This window comes from Streptomyces sp. NPDC042364 (genome assembly GCF_056437585.1).
The window spans coordinates 279,666-301,194 of the sequence record NZ_JBWKAJ010000007.1 but is presented as its reverse complement, the minus strand read 5'-3'; the positions used below and the strand labels follow the sequence as shown (position 1 = coordinate 301,194).

At 72.1% G+C, this 21,529-nt stretch carries 15 protein-coding genes and 1 riboswitch; of the genes, 9 read left to right on the top strand and 6 right to left on the bottom strand.

Going from position 1 to position 21,529, the window contains the following annotated elements; genetic code table 11:
- The first annotated feature begins 98 nt into the window (after positions 1–98).
- On the top strand, positions 99–626 hold the full coding sequence (locus AC067N_RS17345; protein WP_478679735.1) for a DUF485 domain-containing protein: 528 nt from the start codon (positions 99–101) through the stop codon (positions 624–626).
- Positions 623–2,215 carry a solute symporter family protein gene (locus tag AC067N_RS17340; RefSeq protein ID WP_478679734.1) on the top strand — a complete coding sequence of 531 codons (1,593 nt, stop codon included), beginning with the start codon at positions 623–625 and terminating at the stop codon, positions 2,213–2,215. Before AC067N_RS17345 ends, AC067N_RS17340 begins: the two co-directional genes overlap by 4 nt.
- 60 nt (positions 2,216–2,275) lie before the next feature.
- Here the strand turns inward: AC067N_RS17340 and AC067N_RS17335 are convergent, their stop codons facing one another.
- From AC067N_RS17335 to AC067N_RS17320, 4 genes are all read right to left on the bottom strand, one after another.
- The gene (locus tag AC067N_RS17335) at positions 2,276–2,956 is read right to left on the bottom strand and encodes a response regulator (RefSeq protein ID WP_478679733.1); all 681 of its coding nucleotides are present in this window, start codon (positions 2,954–2,956) and stop codon (positions 2,276–2,278) included.
- Positions 2,953–4,722 (bottom strand): ATP-binding protein, encoded by a 1,770-nt coding sequence (locus AC067N_RS17330; protein WP_478679732.1) that lies wholly within the window; start codon positions 4,720–4,722, stop codon positions 2,953–2,955. The genes AC067N_RS17335 and AC067N_RS17330 overlap by 4 nt, the downstream gene beginning before the upstream one ends.
- A gap of 143 nt (positions 4,723–4,865) precedes the next feature.
- On the bottom strand, positions 4,866–5,804 hold the full coding sequence (locus AC067N_RS17325) for a sucrase ferredoxin (protein ID WP_478679731.1): 939 nt from the start codon (positions 5,802–5,804) through the stop codon (positions 4,866–4,868).
- 150 nt (positions 5,805–5,954) lie between these two features.
- Positions 5,955–7,235 (bottom strand): citrate synthase, encoded by a 1,281-nt coding sequence (locus tag AC067N_RS17320; RefSeq protein ID WP_478679730.1) that lies wholly within the window; start codon positions 7,233–7,235, stop codon positions 5,955–5,957.
- 98 nt (positions 7,236–7,333) lie between these two features.
- Between AC067N_RS17320 and AC067N_RS17315 the strand changes: the two genes are divergently transcribed.
- Together AC067N_RS17315 and AC067N_RS17310 are read left to right on the top strand one after the other, a co-directional pair.
- Positions 7,334–8,500 (top strand): citrate synthase/methylcitrate synthase, encoded by a 1,167-nt coding sequence (locus AC067N_RS17315; protein WP_478679729.1) that lies wholly within the window; start codon positions 7,334–7,336, stop codon positions 8,498–8,500.
- A gap of 354 nt (positions 8,501–8,854) precedes the next feature.
- Positions 8,855–10,003, top strand: coding sequence for a CobW family GTP-binding protein (locus tag AC067N_RS17310; protein WP_478679728.1), 1,149 nt, complete (start codon positions 8,855–8,857; stop codon positions 10,001–10,003).
- Between the two features lie 80 nt (positions 10,004–10,083).
- Here AC067N_RS17310 and AC067N_RS17305 read toward each other — a convergent pair whose 3' ends face one another.
- Positions 10,084–12,540, bottom strand: a complete 2,457-nt coding sequence (locus AC067N_RS17305; RefSeq protein WP_478679727.1) for a DNA gyrase/topoisomerase IV subunit A — start codon at positions 12,538–12,540, stop codon at positions 10,084–10,086.
- 333 nt (positions 12,541–12,873) lie between these two features.
- Between AC067N_RS17305 and AC067N_RS17300 the strand changes: the two genes are divergently transcribed.
- The 4 genes from AC067N_RS17300 to AC067N_RS17285 all read left to right on the top strand — a co-directional run bounded on the left by AC067N_RS17300 (position 12,874) and on the right by AC067N_RS17285 (position 17,719).
- Positions 12,874–14,268, top strand: a complete 1,395-nt coding sequence (locus AC067N_RS17300; protein WP_478679726.1) for a M16 family metallopeptidase — start codon at positions 12,874–12,876, stop codon at positions 14,266–14,268.
- Positions 14,265–15,653 carry a M16 family metallopeptidase gene (locus AC067N_RS17295; protein WP_478679725.1) on the top strand — a complete coding sequence of 463 codons (1,389 nt, stop codon included), beginning with the start codon at positions 14,265–14,267 and terminating at the stop codon, positions 15,651–15,653. The genes AC067N_RS17300 and AC067N_RS17295 overlap by 4 nt, the downstream gene beginning before the upstream one ends.
- Positions 15,654–15,855: 202 nt before the next feature.
- A riboswitch (cyclic di-AMP (ydaO/yuaA leader) is annotated at positions 15,856–16,028 on the top strand.
- Between the two features lie 12 nt (positions 16,029–16,040).
- On the top strand, positions 16,041–16,826 hold the full coding sequence (locus AC067N_RS17290) for a M23 family metallopeptidase (protein ID WP_478679724.1): 786 nt from the start codon (positions 16,041–16,043) through the stop codon (positions 16,824–16,826).
- Positions 16,827–17,014: 188 nt separating this feature from the next.
- The gene (locus tag AC067N_RS17285; protein ID WP_478679723.1) at positions 17,015–17,719 is read left to right on the top strand and encodes a GntR family transcriptional regulator; all 705 of its coding nucleotides are present in this window, start codon (positions 17,015–17,017) and stop codon (positions 17,717–17,719) included.
- Between the two features lie 190 nt (positions 17,720–17,909).
- Here the strand turns inward: AC067N_RS17285 and AC067N_RS17280 are convergent, their stop codons facing one another.
- The gene (locus tag AC067N_RS17280; RefSeq protein ID WP_028802270.1) at positions 17,910–18,191 is read right to left on the bottom strand and encodes an HPr family phosphocarrier protein; all 282 of its coding nucleotides are present in this window, start codon (positions 18,189–18,191) and stop codon (positions 17,910–17,912) included.
- A 183-nt stretch (positions 18,192–18,374) separates the two neighbouring features.
- On the opposite strand from AC067N_RS17280, the gene AC067N_RS17275 reads away from it, so the two are divergent.
- Positions 18,375–21,272, top strand: coding sequence for a bifunctional acetate--CoA ligase family protein/GNAT family N-acetyltransferase (locus AC067N_RS17275; protein WP_478679722.1), 2,898 nt, complete (start codon positions 18,375–18,377; stop codon positions 21,270–21,272).
- Positions 21,273–21,529 lie beyond the last annotated feature (257 nt).

Here is a 21,529-nt window from a genome sequence, read left to right as displayed (position 1 = left end):
GGCGCCGCGCGCCGCGGGTCCGGGCGTTCTTCACCTGATGGGGTGAAGAATCCTGGAGGGGGTCGGCGGGGATCTCCAAGGTCTGTCCATGCTTGGGCATGCAGTCAAGTACCGGCCGGTCCCGCCGTCGCGCGGGTGGTTCCGAGAGTGCGGTCGAGGGGCAGCGGGCGGCGCCCGCGGACGTGCGGTTCGATGATCCCTGGTATGACGCGTTGGCCTCCGGCTGGGGCGAGGTCGACGGCACGGGCGGGGTGGCGTCCGTCGTACCGACCGCCCGCGGGGAGGGACGCGGCGCGGGCGATGTGTATGTGGAGGTGCAGCGCAGTGCCGCCTTCCAGGAAGTGCGTCGCCGGTACCGGAGATTCGTGATCCCCGGGGTCACGGTCTTCTTCACCTCGTACGTGGGGTACGTGGTGGCGGCGACCACCGCGCCGGGGCTGATGGCGCGGCCCGTGGCGGGCGCGGTCAACGTGGCGATGCTCGCGGGGCTCGGGCAGTTCCTCACGACGTTCCTGTTCACCTGGGCGTACGCACGGCACGCCCGGCTGCGGCGGGACCGGGCGGCCCTCGATCTGCGGTGGGACACACAGGAGTTGACCCGCGGGGTCGGAGGGGGCGAGCGGTGACCGGGAACCATCAGACCCTGGCCCTGCTGCTGTTCAGCGTCTTCATCGCGGTCACCCTGGGGATCACGACCTGGGTCAGTCGCAACCGGCATGGTTCGGCGGAGGAGTTCTACGCCGGCGGGCGGCTGTTCTCTCCGATGGAGAATGGTTTTGCCATCGCGGGCGACTACATGTCCGCCGCGTCCTTCCTGGGAATCTCCGGACTCATCGCGCTCTTCGGGTACGACGGACTGCTGTACTCAGTGGGCTTCCTGGTGGCCTGGCTCGTGGTGCTGTTCCTGGTGGCCGAACTGGTGCGCAACTGCGGGCGGTTCACACTCGCCGACGTGGTCGCGGCGCGGATGAGCGAGCGGCCGGTCAGGATCGCGGCGGGAACCTCGTCGGTCACCGTGTCCGTTCTGTATCTGGTGGCGCAGATGGTGGGGGCGGGCACCCTCGTCGCGCTGCTGCTGGGAGGCGAGGGCGAGGTTGCGCAGGCCTGGACGGTCATCGGCGTCGGTGCCCTCATGGTGGTCTATGTGTCCCTGGGAGGGATGCGGGCGACCACCTGGATTCAGATCGTGAAGGCGGTCCTGCTGATGGGTGGGGCGGTCGCGCTGACCGTGCTCGTTCTGCTGCGGTTCCACGGGGACTTCGACCATCTGCTGCGGACGGCCGCGGAGCGCAGCGGGCACGGGGCCGCCTTCCTCGCACCGGGGTTGAAGTACGGCGGCGACTGGACCGCCCGCCTCGACTTCATCAGCCTGGGGCTCGCCCTTGTGCTGGGCACGGCGGGGCTGCCGCACATCCTGTCGCGCTTCTACACGGTGCCGACCGCGCGGGCCGCGCGCCGCTCGGTCGTGTGGTCGATCGGGCTCATCGGCGGTTTCTACCTGATGACGATCGTGCTGGGCTTCGGCGCGGCCGCGATCGTGGGCCCGGCGGCCGTTCGCGCCTCGAACGCGGCGGGCAACACGGCGGTTCCGCTGCTCGCGCTCGATCTGGGGGGCGGAGCGGGCTCCACCGGTGGAACAGTTCTGTTCGCGGTCGTCGCCGCCATCGCCTTCGCGACGATCCTCGCGGTCGTCGCCGGCATCACCCTCGCCTCGTCGGCCTCGGTCGCCCACGACCTGTACGCGTCACTGCGGCGCCGGCGTTCCAGGCCGTACAGCGAAGTCGCCGTGGCGCGTACGGCCGCCGTGGGGATCGGGGCCGTCGCGATCGCGCTCGGGCTCCTCGCCCGCGACCTCAATGTGGCCTTCCTCGTCGGGCTGGCCTTCGCCGTCGCCGCCTCGGCCAATCTGCCCGTCCTGCTGTACTCGCTGTTCTGGCGCGGCTTCACGACCCGCGGTGCCGTGTGGTCCGTGTACGGCGGACTCGTCCCGTCGGTGGTGCTGGTGGTGCTGTCACCGGTGGTGTCGGGCAGCCCCGAGTCGCTGTTCCCCGGCGTCGACTTCCAGTACTTCCCGTTGCAGAACCCGGGCCTCGTCTCGATCCCCCTGGGCTTCCTCGCGGGGTGGCTGGGCACGGTCACCTCCGCCGAACCGCCGGACGAGGCGAAGCACGCGGAGACGGAGGTACGGTCGTTGACGGGCGCCGGGGCGGTGTGACGGCCCCTCGGGGCGCTCGCCGGAGGCGTTCCGGGTGTCTCCGGGTGCCGTCAGGGGTGCTCAGGGGCGGGTCGCCCACTCGTACCGGTGTTCCGGACGCCCCGCGTCGCCGTACTTGAGGGTCAGCCGGGCGCGTCCCGTGCGTTCCAGGAGCTTCAGATAGCGCTGGGCCGTCTGGCGGCTCAGGCCGGTGCGGTCCGCGATCTCCTGGGCGGACAGCGGGCCCTCCGCGGTCATCAGGGCACGGCGTACGACCTCGGTGGTGGTGGCGGAGTGCCCCTTGGGCAGGTCCGGCTCGCCGCCCGCGGAGAGCGCGCCGAAGATCCGGTCGACCTCCGCCTGCTCGGCCTCCCCGCCGCCGTCCAGGGTGCGGCGCAGTTCGGCGTACGCCTCCAGCTTGGCCCGCAGCCCCGCGAACGCGAACGGCTTGACCAGGTACTGCAGGGCGCCCTGCCGCATCGCCGCCTGGACCGTCGAGACGTCGCGGGCCGCGGTCACCATGATCACATCGGTCTGGTGGCCGCGCCGGCGCATCTCCTGGACGACCATGAGGCCCGTCTCGTCCGGGAGGTAGTGGTCCAGGAGGACCAGGTCCACGTGGGGCAGCGTCTCCAACTGCTCCAGCGCGTCGGCCGCGTTGTGCGCCACGGCCGCGACCCGGAAGCCGGTGACCTTCTCCACATAGGCGGCGTTCACCCGGGCGACCCTCGTGTCGTCGTCCACGACCAGGACCTCGATCATCGCGACTCCTTCTCGGCGGCTGGGACGGCGGCTTCCGGCGCGTGCGCGGTGCCCGGTCCCGCGTCCCGGCCCGCCGTCGGCTCATCGTGCGGGCCGGCTCCGTCGTCGGGCGCCGTAGACGTAAGCGCCGGCGCGGACGATTGCGTCACCAGCCCCGGCTCCGCCAGCGCCTCCGGCAGGACGACCGTGAACTCCGCGCCGCCGCCCTCCGCCTCGGTGACCCGGGCGCTGCCTCCCTGCCGCTCGGCGAGCCGGCGCACCAGGGGGAGCCCGATGCCGCGCTCACGGTGGGCCGGGGGCGTCTTGGTGGACCAGCCCTCCGTGAAGATCAACTCCCGTTGTTCGGGCGGGACCCCGGGCCCGGTGTCGCGGACCCGGAGGATCGCCGTACGTCCCTCGGCCCGCAGCTCGACCTCCACGCGCGCGTGCGGTGTGCCCGCCACGGCGTCGAGGGCGTTGTCGACGAGGTTGCCGACGATGGTGACCAGTCCCCGTGGATCGACCAACCGGTCCGGCAGCGGGGTACCCCCGGTGACCGTCAGGGCCACGCCGCGCTCGGCCGCGACGGTCGCCTTGCCGACCAGTACCGCGGCGAGCAGTGGATCGTGAATCTTCTCGGTGACCTGCTCGGCGGTCGCCCGGTGGTCGCCGACCACCTCCCCCACGAAGTCCACGGCCTCGTCGTACATCTCCAGTTCGAGCAGGCCGAGGAGGGTGTGCATCCGGTTGGCGTGCTCGTGGTCCTGGGCGCGCAGGGCGTCGATCAGCCCTCGCGTGGAGTCGAGTTCGCGCCCCAGCTGCTCCAACTCGGTGCGGTCGCGCAGGGTGGCCACGGCGCCGCCGTCGTCGGTGGGCATCCGGTTGGCGACGAGCACGCGCCGGCCGCGGACGGTGAGCAGGTCGGTACCGGTGACCCGACCGGCCAGCACATCCGTCGTACGGCCGGGGCCGAGTGCCTCGTCGAGCGACCGGCCGACCATCTCGTCGCCGATGCCCAGGAGGCGCTGCGCCTCGTCGTTGAGGAGGCGCACGCGGCCCCCGCGGTCCAGGGCGACCACGCCCTCCCGGATGCCGTGCAGCATCGCCTCCCGCTCGGCGAGCAGCCCCGCTATGTCGGAGAAGGCCAGATCGCGCGTCTGCCGGTGGACCCGGCGGGAGATCAGATACGCGGCCAGCGCGCCGACGGCCATGGCGCCGCCCGCGTACGCGAGGAGCCCGGGAATCGCGTGGATCAGCCGTGCGCGCACGTTGTCGTACTCGATGCCGACCGAGACGGCCCCGACGATCCGCCCGTCGGCGTCGCGCAGCGGCACCTTGCCCCGGGCGGAACGCCCCAGGGTGCCGGAGTCGATCTCCATGACCTCGTGCCCCGCCAGGGCACGGCGCGGGTCGGTCGACACGATCCCGCCGATCTCGGCGGGGTCCGGGTGGGACCAGCGCACCCCGCGGACGTCCAGCACCACGACGTATTCGGCCCCGCTGGCCTTGCGGATCCTCTCGGCCTCGACCTGCACCGGTCCGTCCACCGACGGCTTCGTCGCGACCAGGTCCTCGGCGATCTGCGGCTGGGCCGCCGTGGTCTGGGCGATCGCGAGGGCGCGGCGCATCGCCTGGTCGTCCAGCTGCTCGCTGAGCGGTGCGAGGAACAGCCCGGTCGCGAGGACGGCGACACCGGCGGCGATCGCCACCTGCATCAGCAGGACCTGCGAGAACACCCGCCGCGGCATACCGAGACGCAGGCGGCGTGCGGGGGGAGTGGGGCTCATACCCATGACGGTACGTGGACGGCGTGCGCCGGACGTAGAGGGGTGTGGCGGGGATCTCAGGGAGGCGCGAGGGCTCGGAGGGCACGCATCAGACGCCGCTCCTTGACGGGCAGACGTTGCCTGCCGCGGCACTGTGTATCGCCCTAACCCGCCAGCGCCGCCGGCACCAGTTCTCGTACGGCCGTCACGTCCATCCGGGCCGGAGAACCCAGGGGAGAGCCGCAGCTCTCGGGGCGCGGCGGCTGGGCCGCGCCCTGGTGGACGGTGACGTTCCAGCGGCGGCCGTCGACGTGGGCGACGGTGACCTCCCAGCGCGGGGCGGCGCCGTCCGTGCGCAGAACGGTGAGGGCGTCTGCCGCGTCCTCGCCCGTCGCCGCGCGCACGGCCAGCTCCGCCGCCTGCCCTGGGCGCTCCCAGGCGGAGTTCCCGCGGCAGCCCTCGGTGACGACCCGCCCCTCCCGCACGCCGTGGAGGACCTCCTTGACGTGGTGGGCCTCGGCTCGTCCGTACACGTAGCCGGAGGGGAGCACGAGAAGGGTGGGCGAGAAGCGGTGACCACCCAGATGGGTGACCTCCCAGGTGCCCTTGACGCCGGAGGCCGCCAGCTCGGCGGCGAGCGGTCGGCCGAGGAGGGCGCAGCAGCGGTCGCGTCTGCCATTGGTGCACACGAGCGCGAGGGGGTGGCCGGTGTGGGGCCTGCCCCCCAGCGCCGACTCGAAGGTGCGGGGGTCGCCGTCGCCGAGCGAGGCGAAGTCGAGGTCGAGCAGGCGCTCCGGGGCGGTCGTCGTGGCGCTGTGCAGCCAGACGTTCCCGGGGGCCGTGTGCGCCACGTACACCTGGCGCTCGTGGACCTCGCGGCAGTCCGCGTGGCGGCCCGGCCGCCGGATGAGCGCCACGCGCACGCCGGTGCCCTCGGTGGCGGCTTCCAGGGCCCGGCCGAGCGCGGGGTCCAGGTGGCTGGATGTGAGCGCCTGCGCGCCCCAGGGGCCCGGCTGTTCCAGCAGCAGCCATGTCCTGGCCGTGGCAGCGGTCCCCGCGAGAGGCTCGTCGAGGTGTCGGGACGCGGAGGTGCACGTACTCACAGAGGTGAGCCTAACCTGACTTCCTCCCGGGCGGCTTCCGGCCCGGCCGAAGGGGTGCACACCGGGGCCGCGAGAGAGGTATCCGGGGGCGCGGATCGCACGCACCTCCTCGCGTGCTCGCCCCGTACCCCCGGACTCGCCCGGCAGCGCTCACTCCGGCAGCGGCTGAGGAGGCCGGACGCCCACGTACTGGCCGCTCGGGCGCATCCGCAGGGGGCGCTCGCCGTACTCCTCCAGTGCGTGGGCGATCCAGCCCGCGGTGCGGGCGACGGCGAAGATCGTCTCTCCGGCGGTGGCGGGCATGCCGAAGGAGGCGGTGAAGACGGCCAGTGCCAGGTCGACGTTGGCGTGCAGGGGGGTGTGCCTGGCGGCGGTCGACACGATGTCGCGGGCGGCCGCGAGGGCGGGAGCCGCCTGGGGCATGTCGGCCATCAGGGCGAACAGGGCACGCGCGCGCGGGTCCTCGCCCGTGTAGAGGCGGTGACCGAGACCAGGAATGCCACGGCCGGCACGCAGCTCCTCCGCGATCACCGGTACGGCGCTGCCGTGGTCCAGTACATCGGTGAGCAGCCGGTGGGCGAGGGCGCCGGCCGAACCGTGCAGAGGTCCTTCGAGGGCCCCGAGGCCCGCCGAGACGGCCGCGTACGCGTGGGCACGGGCCGACGCGGCGACACGGACCGCCAGGGTGGAGGCGGCGAGGTCGTGGTCGGCGAGCAGCCCGAGCGCCGTGTCCAGGACCCGCAGGGCGGCTTCGTCGGGCGCGCGCCCGCTGAGCCTCGCCCAGAGGCGGTGGGCGAGCGGACCCGTGTCGCGATGGCCGCGCGAGGACAGGGGGAGGGCGGCGACGAGGGTGGGGATGAGGGTGCGTGCGGTGCCGAGCACCGCCTCCTCGGAGAGGTCGAAGCGCAGGGGGTCGGCGGCCGCCGCCGCGACCGCCGCGACCCGCAGCCGGTCGACGGGGCCGCTGTGCTCCGGCAGCGCCTCGACCGCGCGGCGGGCGGCGGTCACGGACGCCTTCGGCGGGGTGAATGCGGCGCCGGGGCGCAGTTCGCCCGTCCACAACCACTCGGCGACCTCCTCGTAGGAGTGGCGCACGGCGAGCGCCGTCGCGTCCACGCCCCGGAAGTAGCAGTGGTCGTGCTCGATGAGGGTCAGCCGGGTGCGGACGGACAGCTCGGCTCCGCCGGACGGGGGCCCGCTGCCCTCCCGACGGTTGCGACGCGCGAGGGCGGCGACCTCCTCGGCGTCGAAGGTGCTGCCCCGCCCCGCCGCGTCCCGGCGGCTGCTGAGCTGGCCGCGGCTCACATACGCGTACACCGTTTCCGGCTTCACGCCGAGCAGCTCGGCGGTCTCCTTCGTGCTGAGCCGCCGCACCGCACGGGCGGAGGAGTTCGCCGGGTTCTTCGACGCGCGCACGTCTTGCTCCTTCATGGGCGTCACCGTATCCGCAAGCCATGCATATTGATTCAATCAATATTGACACAGATCTAGTCAAGCATGGACAGTCGAATCAAGTTCAAGGAGGAGACATGCCGATCAACAGGGCCGCGACCGCCTGTGTCGAGGTGCCGCGAGGACTCGCGGGCGTCGTCGTCACCGACACCTCATTGGGTGACGTCAGAGGGCAGGAGGGCTTCTACCACTACCGCCAGTACTCGGCCGTCGAGCTCGCGCAGACCCGTGACTTCGAGGACGTCTGGCACCTGATGATCCATGGCGAGCTGCCCGACGCGGCGCAGCGGGCCGCGTTCGCCGCGGAGGTCGGACCCCTGCGCCGGCTGCCCGACGGCGTACGGGCCGCCCTGCCGGCGATCGCGGCGGCGAGCGCACGCTCGGGGCCGCTCTCCGGCCTGCGCACCGCGCTGTCGCTGCTCGGCGCCGCGAAGGGCTTCCGCCCCGTGTACGACCTCGACGACGGCCGGCGTCGCGCCGACGCCCTCGCGGCCTCGGCGGCCGTACCGACGCTGCTCACTGCCCTGTACCGGCTGGGGCAGGGGCTCGACCCGGTCGAGCCCCGCGACGATCTGCCGTACGCCGCGAACTACTTGTACATGTTGACGGGTGCGGAAGCCGACCCCCGGCACGCGCGGGCAATCGAGCAATACTTGATCTCAACCATTGACCATGGATTCAATGCATCAACGTTCACGGCACGGGTGATCACGTCGACGGGTGCCGACGTCGCGGCCTGCCTGACCGGTGCGGTGGGCGCGCTCTCCGGGCCTCTGCACGGGGGTGCTCCCAGCCGCGCCCTGGACACGCTCGACGCGATCGGCACCCCGGACCGCATCGACGCCTGGATCCGCGAGCGCGTCCTCGCCGGCGACCGCATCATGGGCTTCGGCCACCCCGTGTACCGCACCGAGGACCCCCGGTCCCGCTTGCTGCGCGACATCGCGGAGCGGTTCGGTGGTCCGCGCGTCGCCTTCGCGGTGGAGGTCGAACGGCAGGTGGAGGCCATCCTCGCCGAGCTGAAGCCGGGCCGTGAGCTGCACACCAATGTCGAGTTCTACGCGGGCGTCGTCATGGAGCTGTGCGGGCTGCCCCGCGAGATGTTCACTCCCACGTTCGCCTCAGCCCGGGTCGTCGGCTGGAGCTCCAACATCCTCGAACAGGCCCAGGACTCGAAGATCATCCGCCCGGCGGCCCGTTATGTGGGACCGGTGCCCCCGGTGGCCGTGCCGCCGGCGGCCTGACGGGCGACGCCCGGCACCATGGGGGAGGCGCCGGGCTCCCACGCCCCGGCCCTCGCCGGCCCGGCCACATGTCGTCGTTCGCGGCGTCGAAGAACCGCACCTGCGGCGCGCGCGCCGCCGCCGCGCGAGAACCAGGGTTTCGCGGTGGCGATCAGGATTCGCTCGTAGTCGGCGCGGGCAGCGTCGGATGGCGGGCTTTCGCCTTGAGGTTGCCGGTCCTGCCACCTCAACGACCGCCCAGGGCCAGGGATGTGCTTCCGCTCGTATTCTGTAGCCAGTCCACAGATCGCAGCGTGTGCCGTGCAACGAGGAAGGCACGCGCGGAGTCAGCCGAAGGATTTGAACGGGTTGTCCATGTCGTCAACGTTGTCGGAGTCGGCGGGCGCCCGGGCGCAGATCCCGGTCGTGGTCCTCGCCGGATTCCTGGGATCCGGCAAGACGACCCTCCTCAACCACCTTCTCCACCGCAGCGGCGGCACCCGGATCGGCGCCGTCGTCAACGACTTCGGGGCCATCGAGATCGACGCGATGGCGGTGGCCGGGGCGCTCGGCGACTCCACGGTGTCGCTGGGCAACGGTTGTCTGTGCTGTGCCGTCGACGCCAGTGAGCTGGACATGTACCTGGAGCGGCTCGCCCATCCCGCCACCGGGATCGATGTCATCGTCATCGAGGCCAGTGGGCTCGCCGAACCGCAGGAACTCGTGCGGATGGTGCTCGCCAGTGAGAACCCCCGGGTCGTGTACGGCGGGCTCGTCGAGGTCGTCGACGCGGCCGAGTTCACCGACACCAGGCAGCGGCACCCCGAGATCGACCGGCACCTCGCCATCGCCGACCTGGTCGTCGTCAACAAGGTCGACCGGGCCGAGGACGGCGAGCGCGTACTCGGACTCGTCCGGTCGCTCAGCGAGGGCGCCGCCGTCGTGGCGGCGACCTACGGGCGCGTCGACCCCGAGTTCCTCTTCGACTGCCGGCCCAGCGGGGAACGCATCGGCCAGCTCTCCTTCGACGACCTCCACCGGCACGGCGAGGACGGCGACACGCACGGCGAGGACGGCGACGCGCACGGCGAGGACGGCGACACCTCGGGGGATCACCTCGGGCATCTGCACACCGCGTACGACAGCGTCGCCTTCGTCTCCGACCTGCCGGTGCACCCCCGGCGGCTGCTGGACTTCCTCGACGGCCGGTCGGACGGGCTGTACCGCATCAAGGGATACGTCGACTTCGGGCCCCATGACACCCGCAACCGCTACGCCGTGCACGCCGTGGGGCGGTTCCTGCGCTTCTACCCCGAGCCGTGGCCGCCCGGCGACGAGCCGCGGCGCACCCAGCTGGTCCTCATCGGGACGGGTATCGACGCCGCCGCGCTGACCAAGGAACTGGAGGCGTGCAAGGACGACACGTCCCAGGCCGACGAGCACGGCATGTGGGGCGTCCTGCGCTACGTACCGGAGAAGGAGCAGGAGGCCGGCGAGCCGGAGACCGCCTACGACGACCTCTGAGAGAGCCGCCGGAGCCGCCGTTGCCGGCGGCCCCGCTCGGCCTCCTGCTCAAGAAAGCGGCAGGCTCCTGCCGGCCCCGGTCACACCGGGCCCGCCACCGATGCCACCGGCTTGCCCAGGGAGACGCCCGAGCCGTCGCGGCGGGGGTCCATCTCCGGCAGGTCGGCCGGAGTGCCGTTCTTCTGGGCGGCGCGGGCGGGAGCGGGGCCCGCCCAGGCGAAGGACAGGCAGTCCTCGCCCTTCAGATACCGCTGGCAGCGGACACCGCCCGTGGCGCGGCCCTTGCGCGGGTACTGGTCGAACGGGGTGAGCTTGGCGGTGGTCTGGACGGAGTCGTCCAGCGTGCCGCGCGAGCCCGCCACCGTGAAGACCACCGCGTCCGCGGCGGGGTCGACCGCCGTGAAGGAGATGACCTTCGCGCCGTCCGTGAGTTTGATGCCCGTCATACCGCCGGCCGGTCGGCCCTGCGGCCGGACCTGTGAGGCCTGGTAGCGCAGCAGCTGGGCGTCGTCCGTGATGAAGACCAGGTCCTCCCCGCCGGTGCGCAGCTCCACCGCGCCCACGATCCGGTCGCCCTCCTTGAGGGTGATGACCTCCAACTCCTCCTTGTTCGACGGGTAGTCGGGCACCACCCGCTTGACGACACCCTGTTCGGTGCCGATGGCGAGACCGGGCGACGCCTCGTCGAGCGTCGTCAGGCAGACCACCGTCTCGTCGTCCTGGAGGGAGAGGAACTCCGCGAGCGGGGCGCCGCCCGCGAGGTTCGGGGCCGCCGCCGTGTCGGGCAGCTGGGGCAGGTCGATCACGTTCAGCCGCAGCAGACGCCCCGTGGACGTCACCGCGCCGATCTCGCCCCGGGCCGTCGCCGGCACCGCCGACACGATGACGTCGTGCTTGGTGCGCCTGGCGTCCGCGTCGGCGGCGAAGGGCTCGGCGTGGGCCGTACGGGCGAGCAGACCCGTCGAGGACAGCAGCACCCGGCACGGATCGTCCGCGACCTGGAGCGGGACCGCAGCCACGGGGGAGCCCGAGGACTCCAGCAGCACCGTACGGCGCTCCGTGCCGAACTTCTTCGCCACGGCGGCCAGCTCCCCGGAGACCAGCTTGCGCAGTTCCGCGTCCGACTCCAGGATGCGCGTCAGCTCCGCGATCTCCGTGTTGAGCCGGTCCTTCTCCGCCTCCAGCTCGATGCGGTCGTACTTGGTGAGACGGCGCAGCGGGGTGTCGAGGATGTACTGCGTCTGGACGTCCGACAGGGAGAAGTGCTCCATCAGGCGCTCCTTGGCCTGCGCGGAGTTCTCGCTGGAGCGGATCAGCCGGATGACCTCGTCGATGTCCAGCAGCGCCGTGAGCAGACCCTCGACCAGGTGCAGCCGGTCGCGCTTCTTGCCGCGGCGGAACTCCGAGCGGCGGCGCACGACGTTGAAGCGGTGGTCGAGGTAGACCTCCAGGAGCTCCTTGAGGCCCAGGGTGAGGGGCTGGCCGTCGACCAGGGCCACGTTGTTGATGCCGAAGGACTCCTCCATCGGCGTCAGCTTGTAGAGCTGCTCCAGGACCGCCTCCGGCACGAAGCCGTTCTTGATCTCGATGACGAGCCGCAGGCCGTGCTGGCGGTCGGTGAGGTCCTTGACGTCGGCGATGCCCTGGAGCTTCTTCGAGCCCACCAGGTCCTTGATCTTGGCGATCACCTTCTCGGGGCCGACGGTGAACGGCAGCTCCGTGACGACGAGGCCCTTGCGGCGCGCCGTCACGTTGTCCACGGCCACCGTGGCGCGGATCTTGAAGGTGCCGCGGCCCGTCTCGTACGCGTCCCTGATCCCGGAGAGGCCGACGATCCGCCCGCCCGTGGGCAGGTCGGGGCCCGGGACGTGCTTCATCAGGGCGTCCAGGTCCGCGTTCGGAAATCTGATCAGGTGGCGGGCGGCCGCGATGACCTCGCCCAGGTTGTGCGGCGGCATGTTGGTCGCCATACCGACGGCGATCCCGGACGCGCCGTTGACCAGCAGGTTCGGGAAGGCGGCGGGCAGCGCTACCGGCTCCTGCTCCTGGCCGTCGTAGTTCGGGGCGAAGTCGACCGTGTTCTCCTCGATCGACTCCGTCATCAGGCTGGTCGCGGCGGCCTGACGGCACTCCGTGTACCGCATGGCGGCGGGCGGGTCGTCGTTGCCGAGGGAACCGAAGTTGCCGTGGCCGTCGACCAGGGGGAGCCGCATCGAGAAGGGCTGGGCCATGCGGACCAGGGCGTCGTAGATCGACGAGTCACCATGGGGGTGCAGCTTGCCCATGACCTCGCCGACGACTCGGGCGCACTTCACATAGCCGCGGTCGGGGCGCAGACCCATCTCGTTCATCTGGTAGACGATGCGGCGGTGCACCGGCTTCAGACCGTCACGGGCGTCGGGCAGGGCTCGGGAGTAGATGACCGAGTACGCGTACTCCAGGAAGGAGCCCTGCATCTCGTCGACGACGTCGATGTCGAGGATCTTCTCCTCGTACGCGTCGTCGGGCGGCGGGGTCTTCGTGCTGCGGCGGGCCATCGCTGCCGGCTCCTTGCTGCAAGTGAACGGACTCTGACGCGGACCATTGTGGACTGCCGCGCTGACAACCCGGACACGACCCGGCAATCACCGCCGGGGCGGGCCTCCGCGCCACCGCGTCAACCGCGTGCGCCGACCCTGACCACCGGCCGTCGGCGACCACCGGCGGTCCTGCTCCCGGCATACGGCGTTCTCGCTTCCGGCGTAAGCGATCTCGCTCCCGGCGTACGGCCTCCGGGAACTTCGCCGGGCGTCCGCACGCTTGCATACAGTGGCAGGACCGGCAGGACAACCGCGGTTGCACCGACCGCGCTCGCCATCGAAGGGACGTACATGCCCATGGGTCACACGGCCACAGCCGAGGCAGGCTCCGAAGGCCTGACAGTGAAGGAGCACCGCCTGGCCAACGGCCTGCGCGTGGTGCTCTCCGAGGACCACCTGACCCCGGTCGCCGCGGTGTGCCTCTGGTACGACGTCGGCTCCCGCCACGAGGTCGAGGGCCGCACCGGCCTCGCCCACCTCTTCGAGCACCTGATGTTCCAGGGCTCCAAGCAGGTCTCGGGCAACGGCCACTTCGAGCTGGTCCAGGGCGCCGGCGGCTCGCTCAACGGCACCACCAGCTGGGAGCGCACCAACTACTTCGAGACGATGCCCGCCCACCAGCTGGAGCTCGCGCTGTGGCTGGAGGCCGACCGCATGGGCAGCCTGCTGTTCGCGCTCGACCAGAAGAACCTGGACAACCAGCGGGACGTCGTCAAGAACGAACGCCGGCAGCGCTACGACAACGTGCCGTACGGCACCGCCTTCGAGCGGATCTTCCGGCTGGCCTATCCGGAGGGCCACCCCTACCGGCACACCCCGATCGGTTCCATGGAGGACCTGGAGGCGGCCAGCCTGGAGGACGCCCGGCAGTTCTTCCGGACGTACTACGCGCCCAACAACGCCGTCCTCTCCGTCGTCGGCGACATCGACCCGGAGCAGACGCTCGCCTGGATCGAGAAGTACTTCGGCTCCATCCCCGCCGACGACGGCAAGCCGCAGCCGCGTGACGGCGGGCTGCCCGACGTCATCGGCGAGCAGAAGCGCGAGGTCATCGAGGAGAAGGTGCCCGCGCGCGCGTTGATGGCCGCCTACCGCCTCCCCGAGGACGGCACGCGCGCCTGCGACGCGGCCGATCTGGCCCTCGCCATCCTCGGCGGCGGCGAGTCCTCCCGCCTCTACAACCGGCTCGTACGCCGCGACCGCACGGCGGTGACCGCCGGGTTCGGTCTGCTGCGCCTGGCGGGTTCGCCCTCCCTGGCGTGGATGGACGTGAAGACCTCCGGCGACGTCGAGGTGCCCGTCATCGAGGCCGCCGTCGACGAGGAGCTCGCCCGGTTCGCCGCCGAGGGCCCCACGGCCGAGGAGATGGAGCGCGCCCAGGCCCAGTTGGAGCGCGAGTGGCTGGACCGGCTCGGCACGGTCGCGGGCCGCGCCGACGAACTGTGCCGCTTCGCGGTCCTGTTCGGCGACCCCAAGCTCGCCCTGACCGCCGTCGACCGGGTGCTCGACGTGACCGCCGAGGAGGTCCGGGAGGTCGCCGCGGCGCGCCTGCGGCCCGACAACCGCGCGGTGCTCGTCTACGAGCCCGTCGCCGGCGACGACGCCGACGACGAGGCAGCCGAGGCCGAGACCGCGGCGGCGGACGCCGACGCAACCACCGACGAGAACGAGGAGTCGGCGAAGTGACCGAGCTCGCGACCATGGACTTCCACCCGCAGCCCCAGGCCGGCGAGGCCAGGCCCTGGGCGTTCCCGGCGCCGGAGCGCGGCACCCTGGACAACGGCCTGACGGTGCTCCGCTGCCACCGCCCCGGCCAGCAGGTCGTCGCCGTCGAGGTTCTCCTCGACGCTCCCCTGGACGCCGAGCCCGCCGGTCTCGACGGCGTCGCCACGATCATGACCAGGGCCTTCTCCGAGGGCACCGACAAGCACTCGGCCGAGGAGTTCGCCGCCGAGCTCGAGCGCTGCGGCGCCACCCTCGACTCGCACGCCGACCACCCCGGCGTGCGCCTCTCCCTCGAGGTGCCCGTGTCGCGGCTGGGCAAGGCGCTCGGCCTGCTCTCCGACGCCCTGCGGGCCCCCGCGTTCGCGGACAGCGAGATCGAGCGGCTCGTGGCCAACCGCCTCGACGAGATCCCGCACGAGACCGCCAACCCGGGACGCCGGGCCGCGAAGGAACTCTCCAAACAGCTGTTCCCGGCGGACTCCCGCATGTCCCGCCCCCGCCAGGGCACCGAGGAGACCGTCGCGCGCATCGACTCCGCGGCCGTACGCGCCTTCTACGAGCGGCATGTCCGCCCCTCGACGGCCACCGCCGTGGTCGTCGGCGACCTCACCGGCGTCGACCTCGACGCGCTGCTCGGCGACACCCTGGGCGCCTGGACGGGCTCCCCGGCCAAGCCCCGCCCCGTGCCGCCGGTGAGCGCCGACGACACCGGGCGCGTCGTCATCGTGGACCGCCCCGGCGCCGTCCAGACCCAGCTGCTCATCGGCCGGGTGGGCGTCGACCGGCACGACCGGGTGTGGCCGGCCCAGGTGCTCGGCACCTACTGCCTCGGCGGCACCCTCACCTCCCGCCTGGACCGCGTCCTGCGCGAGGAGAAGGGCTACACCTACGGCGTGCGCGCGTTCGGCCAGGTGCTGCGCTCCGCGCCCGACGGCTCCGGTGTCTCGATGCTCGCCATCAGCGGTTCCGTCGACACACCGAACACCGGTCCGGCGCTCGACGACCTCTGGACGGTGCTGCGCACCCTCGCCGCCGACGGTCTGACGGACGCAGAGCGCGACGTCGCCGTGCAGAACCTCGTCGGGGTCGCCCCCCTGAAGTTCGAGACGGCGGCGGCCGTGGCGAGCACCCTGGCCGACCAGGTCGAGCAGCACCTGCCGGACGACTACCAGTCGACGCTGTACCGGCAGCTCGCCGCCACCGGCACGGTGGAGGCCACCGCGGCCGTCGTCAGCGCCTTCCCGGTGGACCGTCTGGTGACCGTCCTCGTCGGTGACGCCGCAGAGATCGAGGAACCCGTCAGGGCCCTCGGCATCGGTGAAGTCACGGTCGTCCCGGCGGAGTAGAACCCGCACGCGAACGGGGGGAACGAGGGGCCCTGGTGACGGAAGAGTCACCAGGGCCCCCGTTTGTCCCTATTGGTGGCGGAGGTTGCAGGTCTGACCTGTGGCGTACGCCTCAAAACCCGTGATGCGTTTGTTATTTCGGAGGCGGCCCGCTTAGCGTCGGTCCGGCTGTTCGTCAGCAGTTCGCCGCACCCGCGGCACCGGACAGTCATCGCCGAGTCCCCGATGGTGCGAGCCAGGGGAGCCGGGGACCCACCGCAGTCCCTGGGGTGAATCGGGTGCCCTTCGCGAGCTTCGCGAAACGAGGGGTGTCCGTAGGAGACCTTCCTGCTCCGAACCCGTCAGCTAACCCGGTAGGCGAGAGGGAAGGAAAGGACCAGCCACTTCATGGGGTTCACCCGCGCTCCCGGGAAACACCGCCGTCCTGGCCGCGTGAAGCGCACGACCACGAGGACCGTGGGCGTGGCCGCTCTCACCACCACCGGTGTCGTCGGCACCGTGGCCGTCCCGGCGCTCGCCGCGGAGCCCGCGCCCGAGCAGACCGGGCTGAACCAGATCATCGTCCTCGGCGACACGGTCGCCGAGCAGGTCGACGCCCAGGCCGCCGCCCAGCAGCAGGCCGCCGAGGTGGCCGCCGTCAAGCAGAAGGCGCAGGAGGAGGCCCGCAAGGCCGCCGCCGAGAAGGCCGAGCAGGAGCGCGCCGCGGCCAAGGAGCGCGAGGAGATCAAGGCACGTGCCGCCCGTGCGGCCGAGCGTGAGCGCCTCAACTCCTACGTCGCCCCCATCAGCGGCTCCTACGTCTCCACCGGCTACAAGTCCGGCGGCGCCGTCTGGTCCTCCGGCAGCCACACCGGTGTCGACTTCCACGCCGCCTCCGGCACCGCCGTCCGGTCCGTGGGCGCCGGCACCGTCGTCGAGGCCGGCTGGGGCGGCGCGTACGGCAACAACGTCGTGATCAAGATGAACGACGGCACGTACACCCAGTACGGCCACCTGTCGTCCATCACCGTCTCGGTGGGCCAGACGGTCACCCCCGGCCAGCAGATCGGCCTCTCCGGCGCGACCGGCAACGTCACCGGCCCGCACCTGCACTTCGAGGCCCGCACGTCGGCCGAGTACGGCTCGGACATCGACCCCGTCGCGTACCTGCGTGCGCACGGTGTGAACGTCTGACGAAAGCATCACCGCTTCAGGAAGCCCCGGCTCACCGAGCCGGGGCTTTCCTTGTTGTGGCGTACCTCCTGTCCAAAAAATATCCATGGATTCCGGCCCGCCATCGGAAATTCCGGCTCGCTGCAATAGAGTCGCCTGAACACACGTCAATCAACGACGTTTCACGGGGATTAAGGCGGAGGTCGGTCATGCGTATTCCGGCGCACTCGGTATGCACGGCGATCCGTGATGACATCGTCGCGGGTGTCTACGAGCGCGGCAGCCGCCTCACCGAGGAACTGCTCGCCCGCCGGTACGGCGTCAGCCGCGTGCCCGTGCGCGAGGCGCTGCGCACGCTGGAGGCCGAGGGCTTCGTGGTGACCCGCCGGCACGCGGGCGCGTGCGTCGCCGAGCCGACCGAGCAGGAGGCCGCCGACCTGCTGGAGATGCGCATGCTGTTGGAGCCCCTCGGCGCGGCCCGCGCCGCCCAGCGCCGCACCGAGGCGCACCTCAAGGTGCTGCGCGGCCTGGTCAGGCTGGGCCAGGAGCGCGCCAGGAGGGGCAACAGCGAGGATCTGCGCTCCCTGGGCGGCTGGTTCCACGAGACGCTGGCCCAGGCCTCCGGGAGCCCCGCGCTGACCTCGACGCTCGCCCAGCTGCGGCACAAGATCGCCTGGATGTACGCGGTCGAGGCGCCGGCCAACCCGGTGGAGTCCTGGGCCGAGCACGGCGGCATCGTGGACGCCGTGGCCCGCGGCGACAGCGAGCGCGCGCGGACGATCACCGCTCTGCACACCGAGCGCGCGACCTCGGCGCACCGGCTGCGCTTTCCCGGCCGGCCCGCCGCGGCGGAGCGACAGGACCGTGTGAGGACTTCGCAACACCCCGTAAACACGCCGAGCCTGCGGCATTAACACAAGGGCCGTATACAAAGAGGACAGGAATTCGAGGGGCGCTATTTCTGCTGCCCGCGGACGGATTTCCGGAAGCGTCTGCCCCTGGGAAAGACGCTTCTGCCCATGGAAATGCGAAGGGCTCGCCCGATAAACCGGACGAGCCCTTCAGTGCTGCCGCGAGCGGCCTTTCAGGCCTTTGTCACGCGGGTCAGACCGTCTCGGGGAGCTCTTCGAGCCCCTCGGCGACGAGCTTCGCCAGACGGTCGAGCGCGGCGTCCGCGCCCTCGGCGTCGGAGGCGAGGACGATCTCCTCGCCCCCCTGGGCGCCCAGGCCCAGGACCGCCAGCATGGAAGCGGCGTTGACGGGGTTGCCGTCGGCCTTGGCGATCGTCACGGGGATACCGGAGGCCGTGGCGGCCCGGACGAAGATGGAAGCGGGGCGGGCGTGGAGGCCCTCGGCCCAGCCGACGTTGACGCGGCGCTCAGCCATGTGATGCTGCCCTTCAGGTGTGTCTCGGGTACCTCGAAGAGGTCTAGACCGGGTTGTCTAGACCAGTTTCCCATATCGTGAAGCGTCACCGGCGCGAGGCCCACGGCCTGACCGCGCACCGGCTGTTGTGTTTCCCCAGACTGCCTCGCGACGTTGCCGGACGCGAGCCGTACTCTGGGGCCCATGCAGACCTCGTCGGACCGGCATGAGTACCCCGCCCACTGGGAGGCCGACGTGGTGCTGCGCGACGGCGGCACCGCACGCATCCGGCCCATCACCGTTGATGACGCCGAGCGCCTGGTCAGCTTCTACGAGCAGGTCTCCGACGAGTCGAAGTACTACCGCTTCTTCGCGCCGTACCCTCGCCTGTCCGCCAAGGACGTCCACCGCTTCACGCACCACGACTTCGTGGACCGGGTGGGGCTCGCCGCCACCGTCGGCGGCGAGTTCATCGCCACCGTACGCTATGACCGCATCGGCGCCGACGGCATGCCCGCGTCGGCCCCCGCCGACGAGGCCGAGGTCGCCTTCCTCGTCCAGGACGCCCACCAGGGGCGCGGCGTCGCCTCCGCCCTCCTCGAACACATCGCCGCCGTCGCCCGCGAGCGCGGCATCCGGCGCTTCGCCGCCGAGGTGCTGCCCGCCAACACCAAGATGATCAAGGTCTTCACCGACGCGGGATACCAGCAGAAGCGCAGCTTCGAGGACGGCGTCGTACGCCTGGAGTTCGACCTGGAGCCCACCGACCGCTCCCTCGCCGTACAGCGCGCGCGGGAGCAGCGCGCCGAGGCCAGGTCGGTGCAGCGGCTCCTCGCCCCCGGGTCGGTCGCCGTCATCGGTGCCGGGCGCACGCCGGGCGGAGTGGGCCGCAGCGTGCTCGCCAACCTCCGGGACGCCGGCTTCGCGGGCCGGCTCCACGCGGTGAACAGGGCCGTCCGGGAGAAGGAGCTCGACGGGGTCCCGGCCTACGCCTCCGTCCGTGACATCGAGCACCCCGTCGACCTCGCCGTCGTGGCCGTCCCCGCCGCGCAGGTCCCGGAGGTCGTCGCCGAGTGCGGTGAACACGGCGTGCAGGGGCTTGTGGTGGTCTCCGCCGGGTACGCCGAGAGCGGACCCGAGGGTCACGAGCGCCAGCGCGAACTCGTCCGCCTGGCCCGCGCGTACGGCATGCGCCTCATCGGTCCGAACGCGTTCGGCGTCATCAACACCGCCCCCGACGTCCGGCTCAACGCCTCGCTCGCACCCGAGATGCCGCGCTCCGGGCGCATCGGTCTCTTCGCCCAGTCCGGCGCCATCGGTATCGCGCTGCTGTCCCGGCTGCACCGACGCGGGGGAGGGGTCACCGGAGTGACGGGGGTCTCCACGTTCGTGTCGTCCGGCAACCGGGCGGACGTCTCCGGCAACGACGTCCTCCAGTACTGGTACGAGGACCCCGACACCGATGTCGTGCTCATGTACCTGGAGTCCATCGGCAATCCACGCAAGTTCACCCGCCTCGCCCGGCGGACCGCCGCGGTCAAACCGCTCGTCGTCGTCCAGGGCGCACGCCACGGGGCCGCCCCCCAGGGGCATGCGGTACGCGCCACCCGGCTGCCGCACGCCACCGTCTCCGCGGTGTTGCGGCAGGCGGGCGTGATCCGGGTCGACACGATCACGGAGCTGGTGGACGCGGGGCTGCTGCTGGCCCGCCAGCCCCTCCCCGCGGGGCCGCGGGTGGCGATCCTCGGGAACTCGGAGTCGCTGGGGCTGCTCACCTATGACGCCTGCCTCGCGGAGGGGCTCCGTCCGCTGCCTCCGGTCGATCTGACGACCGCCGCCTCGGCCGACGACTTCCACCGGGTGCTGTCGGGTGCCCTGACGGACGACACGTGCGACGCGGTCGTCGTGACGGCCATACCGGCACTGGGCGAGACGTCCCCCGACGACGCCGCCCTCGCCGAGGCGTTGCGCTCCGCGGCGGCGGCGAACCCCTCGAAGCCGGTGCTCGTCGTGCACGTCGAGCTGGGCGGCCTCGCCGAGGCGCTGTCGGCGGCGGCGAGCACCGCACCCCAGGCCGGCGACAGGGCGCCCGCCGTCCCGAGCGGCACTCCTCAGCCCCCGGCCTCCCCGGACCAGGCGGACGCGCATCGCCCCGCGGCACGGCCGCCCGTCCGGGGAACGGGCGCCCCGGCGGCACCCTCGTCCGCCGCCACCGACTCCCGCCCCGGTCCCGCGGGCTCCCGGCTCATCCCCGCCTACCCGGCCGCCGAGCGGGCGGTCCGCGCGCTCTCCGAAGCCGTGAAGTACGCGCAGTGGCGGCGCGAGGCCGCGGAGCCCGGCAGGGTGCCCGAGTACGAGGACATCGACGAGAAGGGGGCGGCGCGGCAGATCGACGAGCTTCTGGAGCGGGGCGAGGGGCTCACTCTCGGCGCGCAGGAGACCTGCGCGCTGCTCGCGCGGTACGGCATCCGGGTCCGGGAGGCGCGGCCCGCACCCACACCCGACGAGGCGGTGGCGGCGGCCGAGGCGATCGGCTATCCCGTCGCGCTCAAGACGACCGCCCCGCATCTGAGGCACCGGGCCGATCTGGGCGGCGTACGGCTCGACCTGGCGGACGAGGAGCAACTGCGGCGTGCGTACGCGGAGTTGACCGAGCTGTTCGGCGGGCCGGAGGAGCTGCGGCCGGTCGTCCAGGCCATGGCCCCGCGCGGCGTCGACACGATCGTACGGACGGTGGTCGACCCGGCGGCCGGAGCGGTGCTCTCCTTCGGTCTCGCCGGGCCGGCGTCGCAGCTGCTCGGGGACATGGCGCACCGGCTGATCCCGGCCACCGAGCGGGACGCCGCCTCACTGGTCCGCTCGATCCGGACGGCACCCCTCCTCTTCGGCTGGAGAGGTTCGGCGCCGGTCGACACCGAGGCCCTCGAGGAACTGCTGCTGCGGGTCTCGCGACTGGTGGACGACCACCCCGAGGTCGTGGCCGTCTCCCTGGAACCGGTCGTCGTCGCCCCGCACGGCCTCAGCGTCCTCGGCGCCACCGTGCGCCTCGCACGTCCGCCCGCCCGCGACGACCTGGGCCCGAGGACGCTCCCGGTCTACTGACGGCGACCCGCGAGGGGAACCGGGAATTCGATTCCGGCGCCATCGGAAGGCGATCCTGACACCCGTCCGAGACGGCCCTCACGCCCCCCTTTGCCCATGGCCCTCATTCCCCGGTCGAAGCTCAAATGCATTGTCCTGGGTAATGCGCGACAATTCACGGTCGACGGGTATCCGTCCCTCTGCGGACCCGGACGGCACCCCGGCCGGCCCCGGGCTACCCATGGCCGGATGGCAACGTGGGCACACGACGCGTGCCC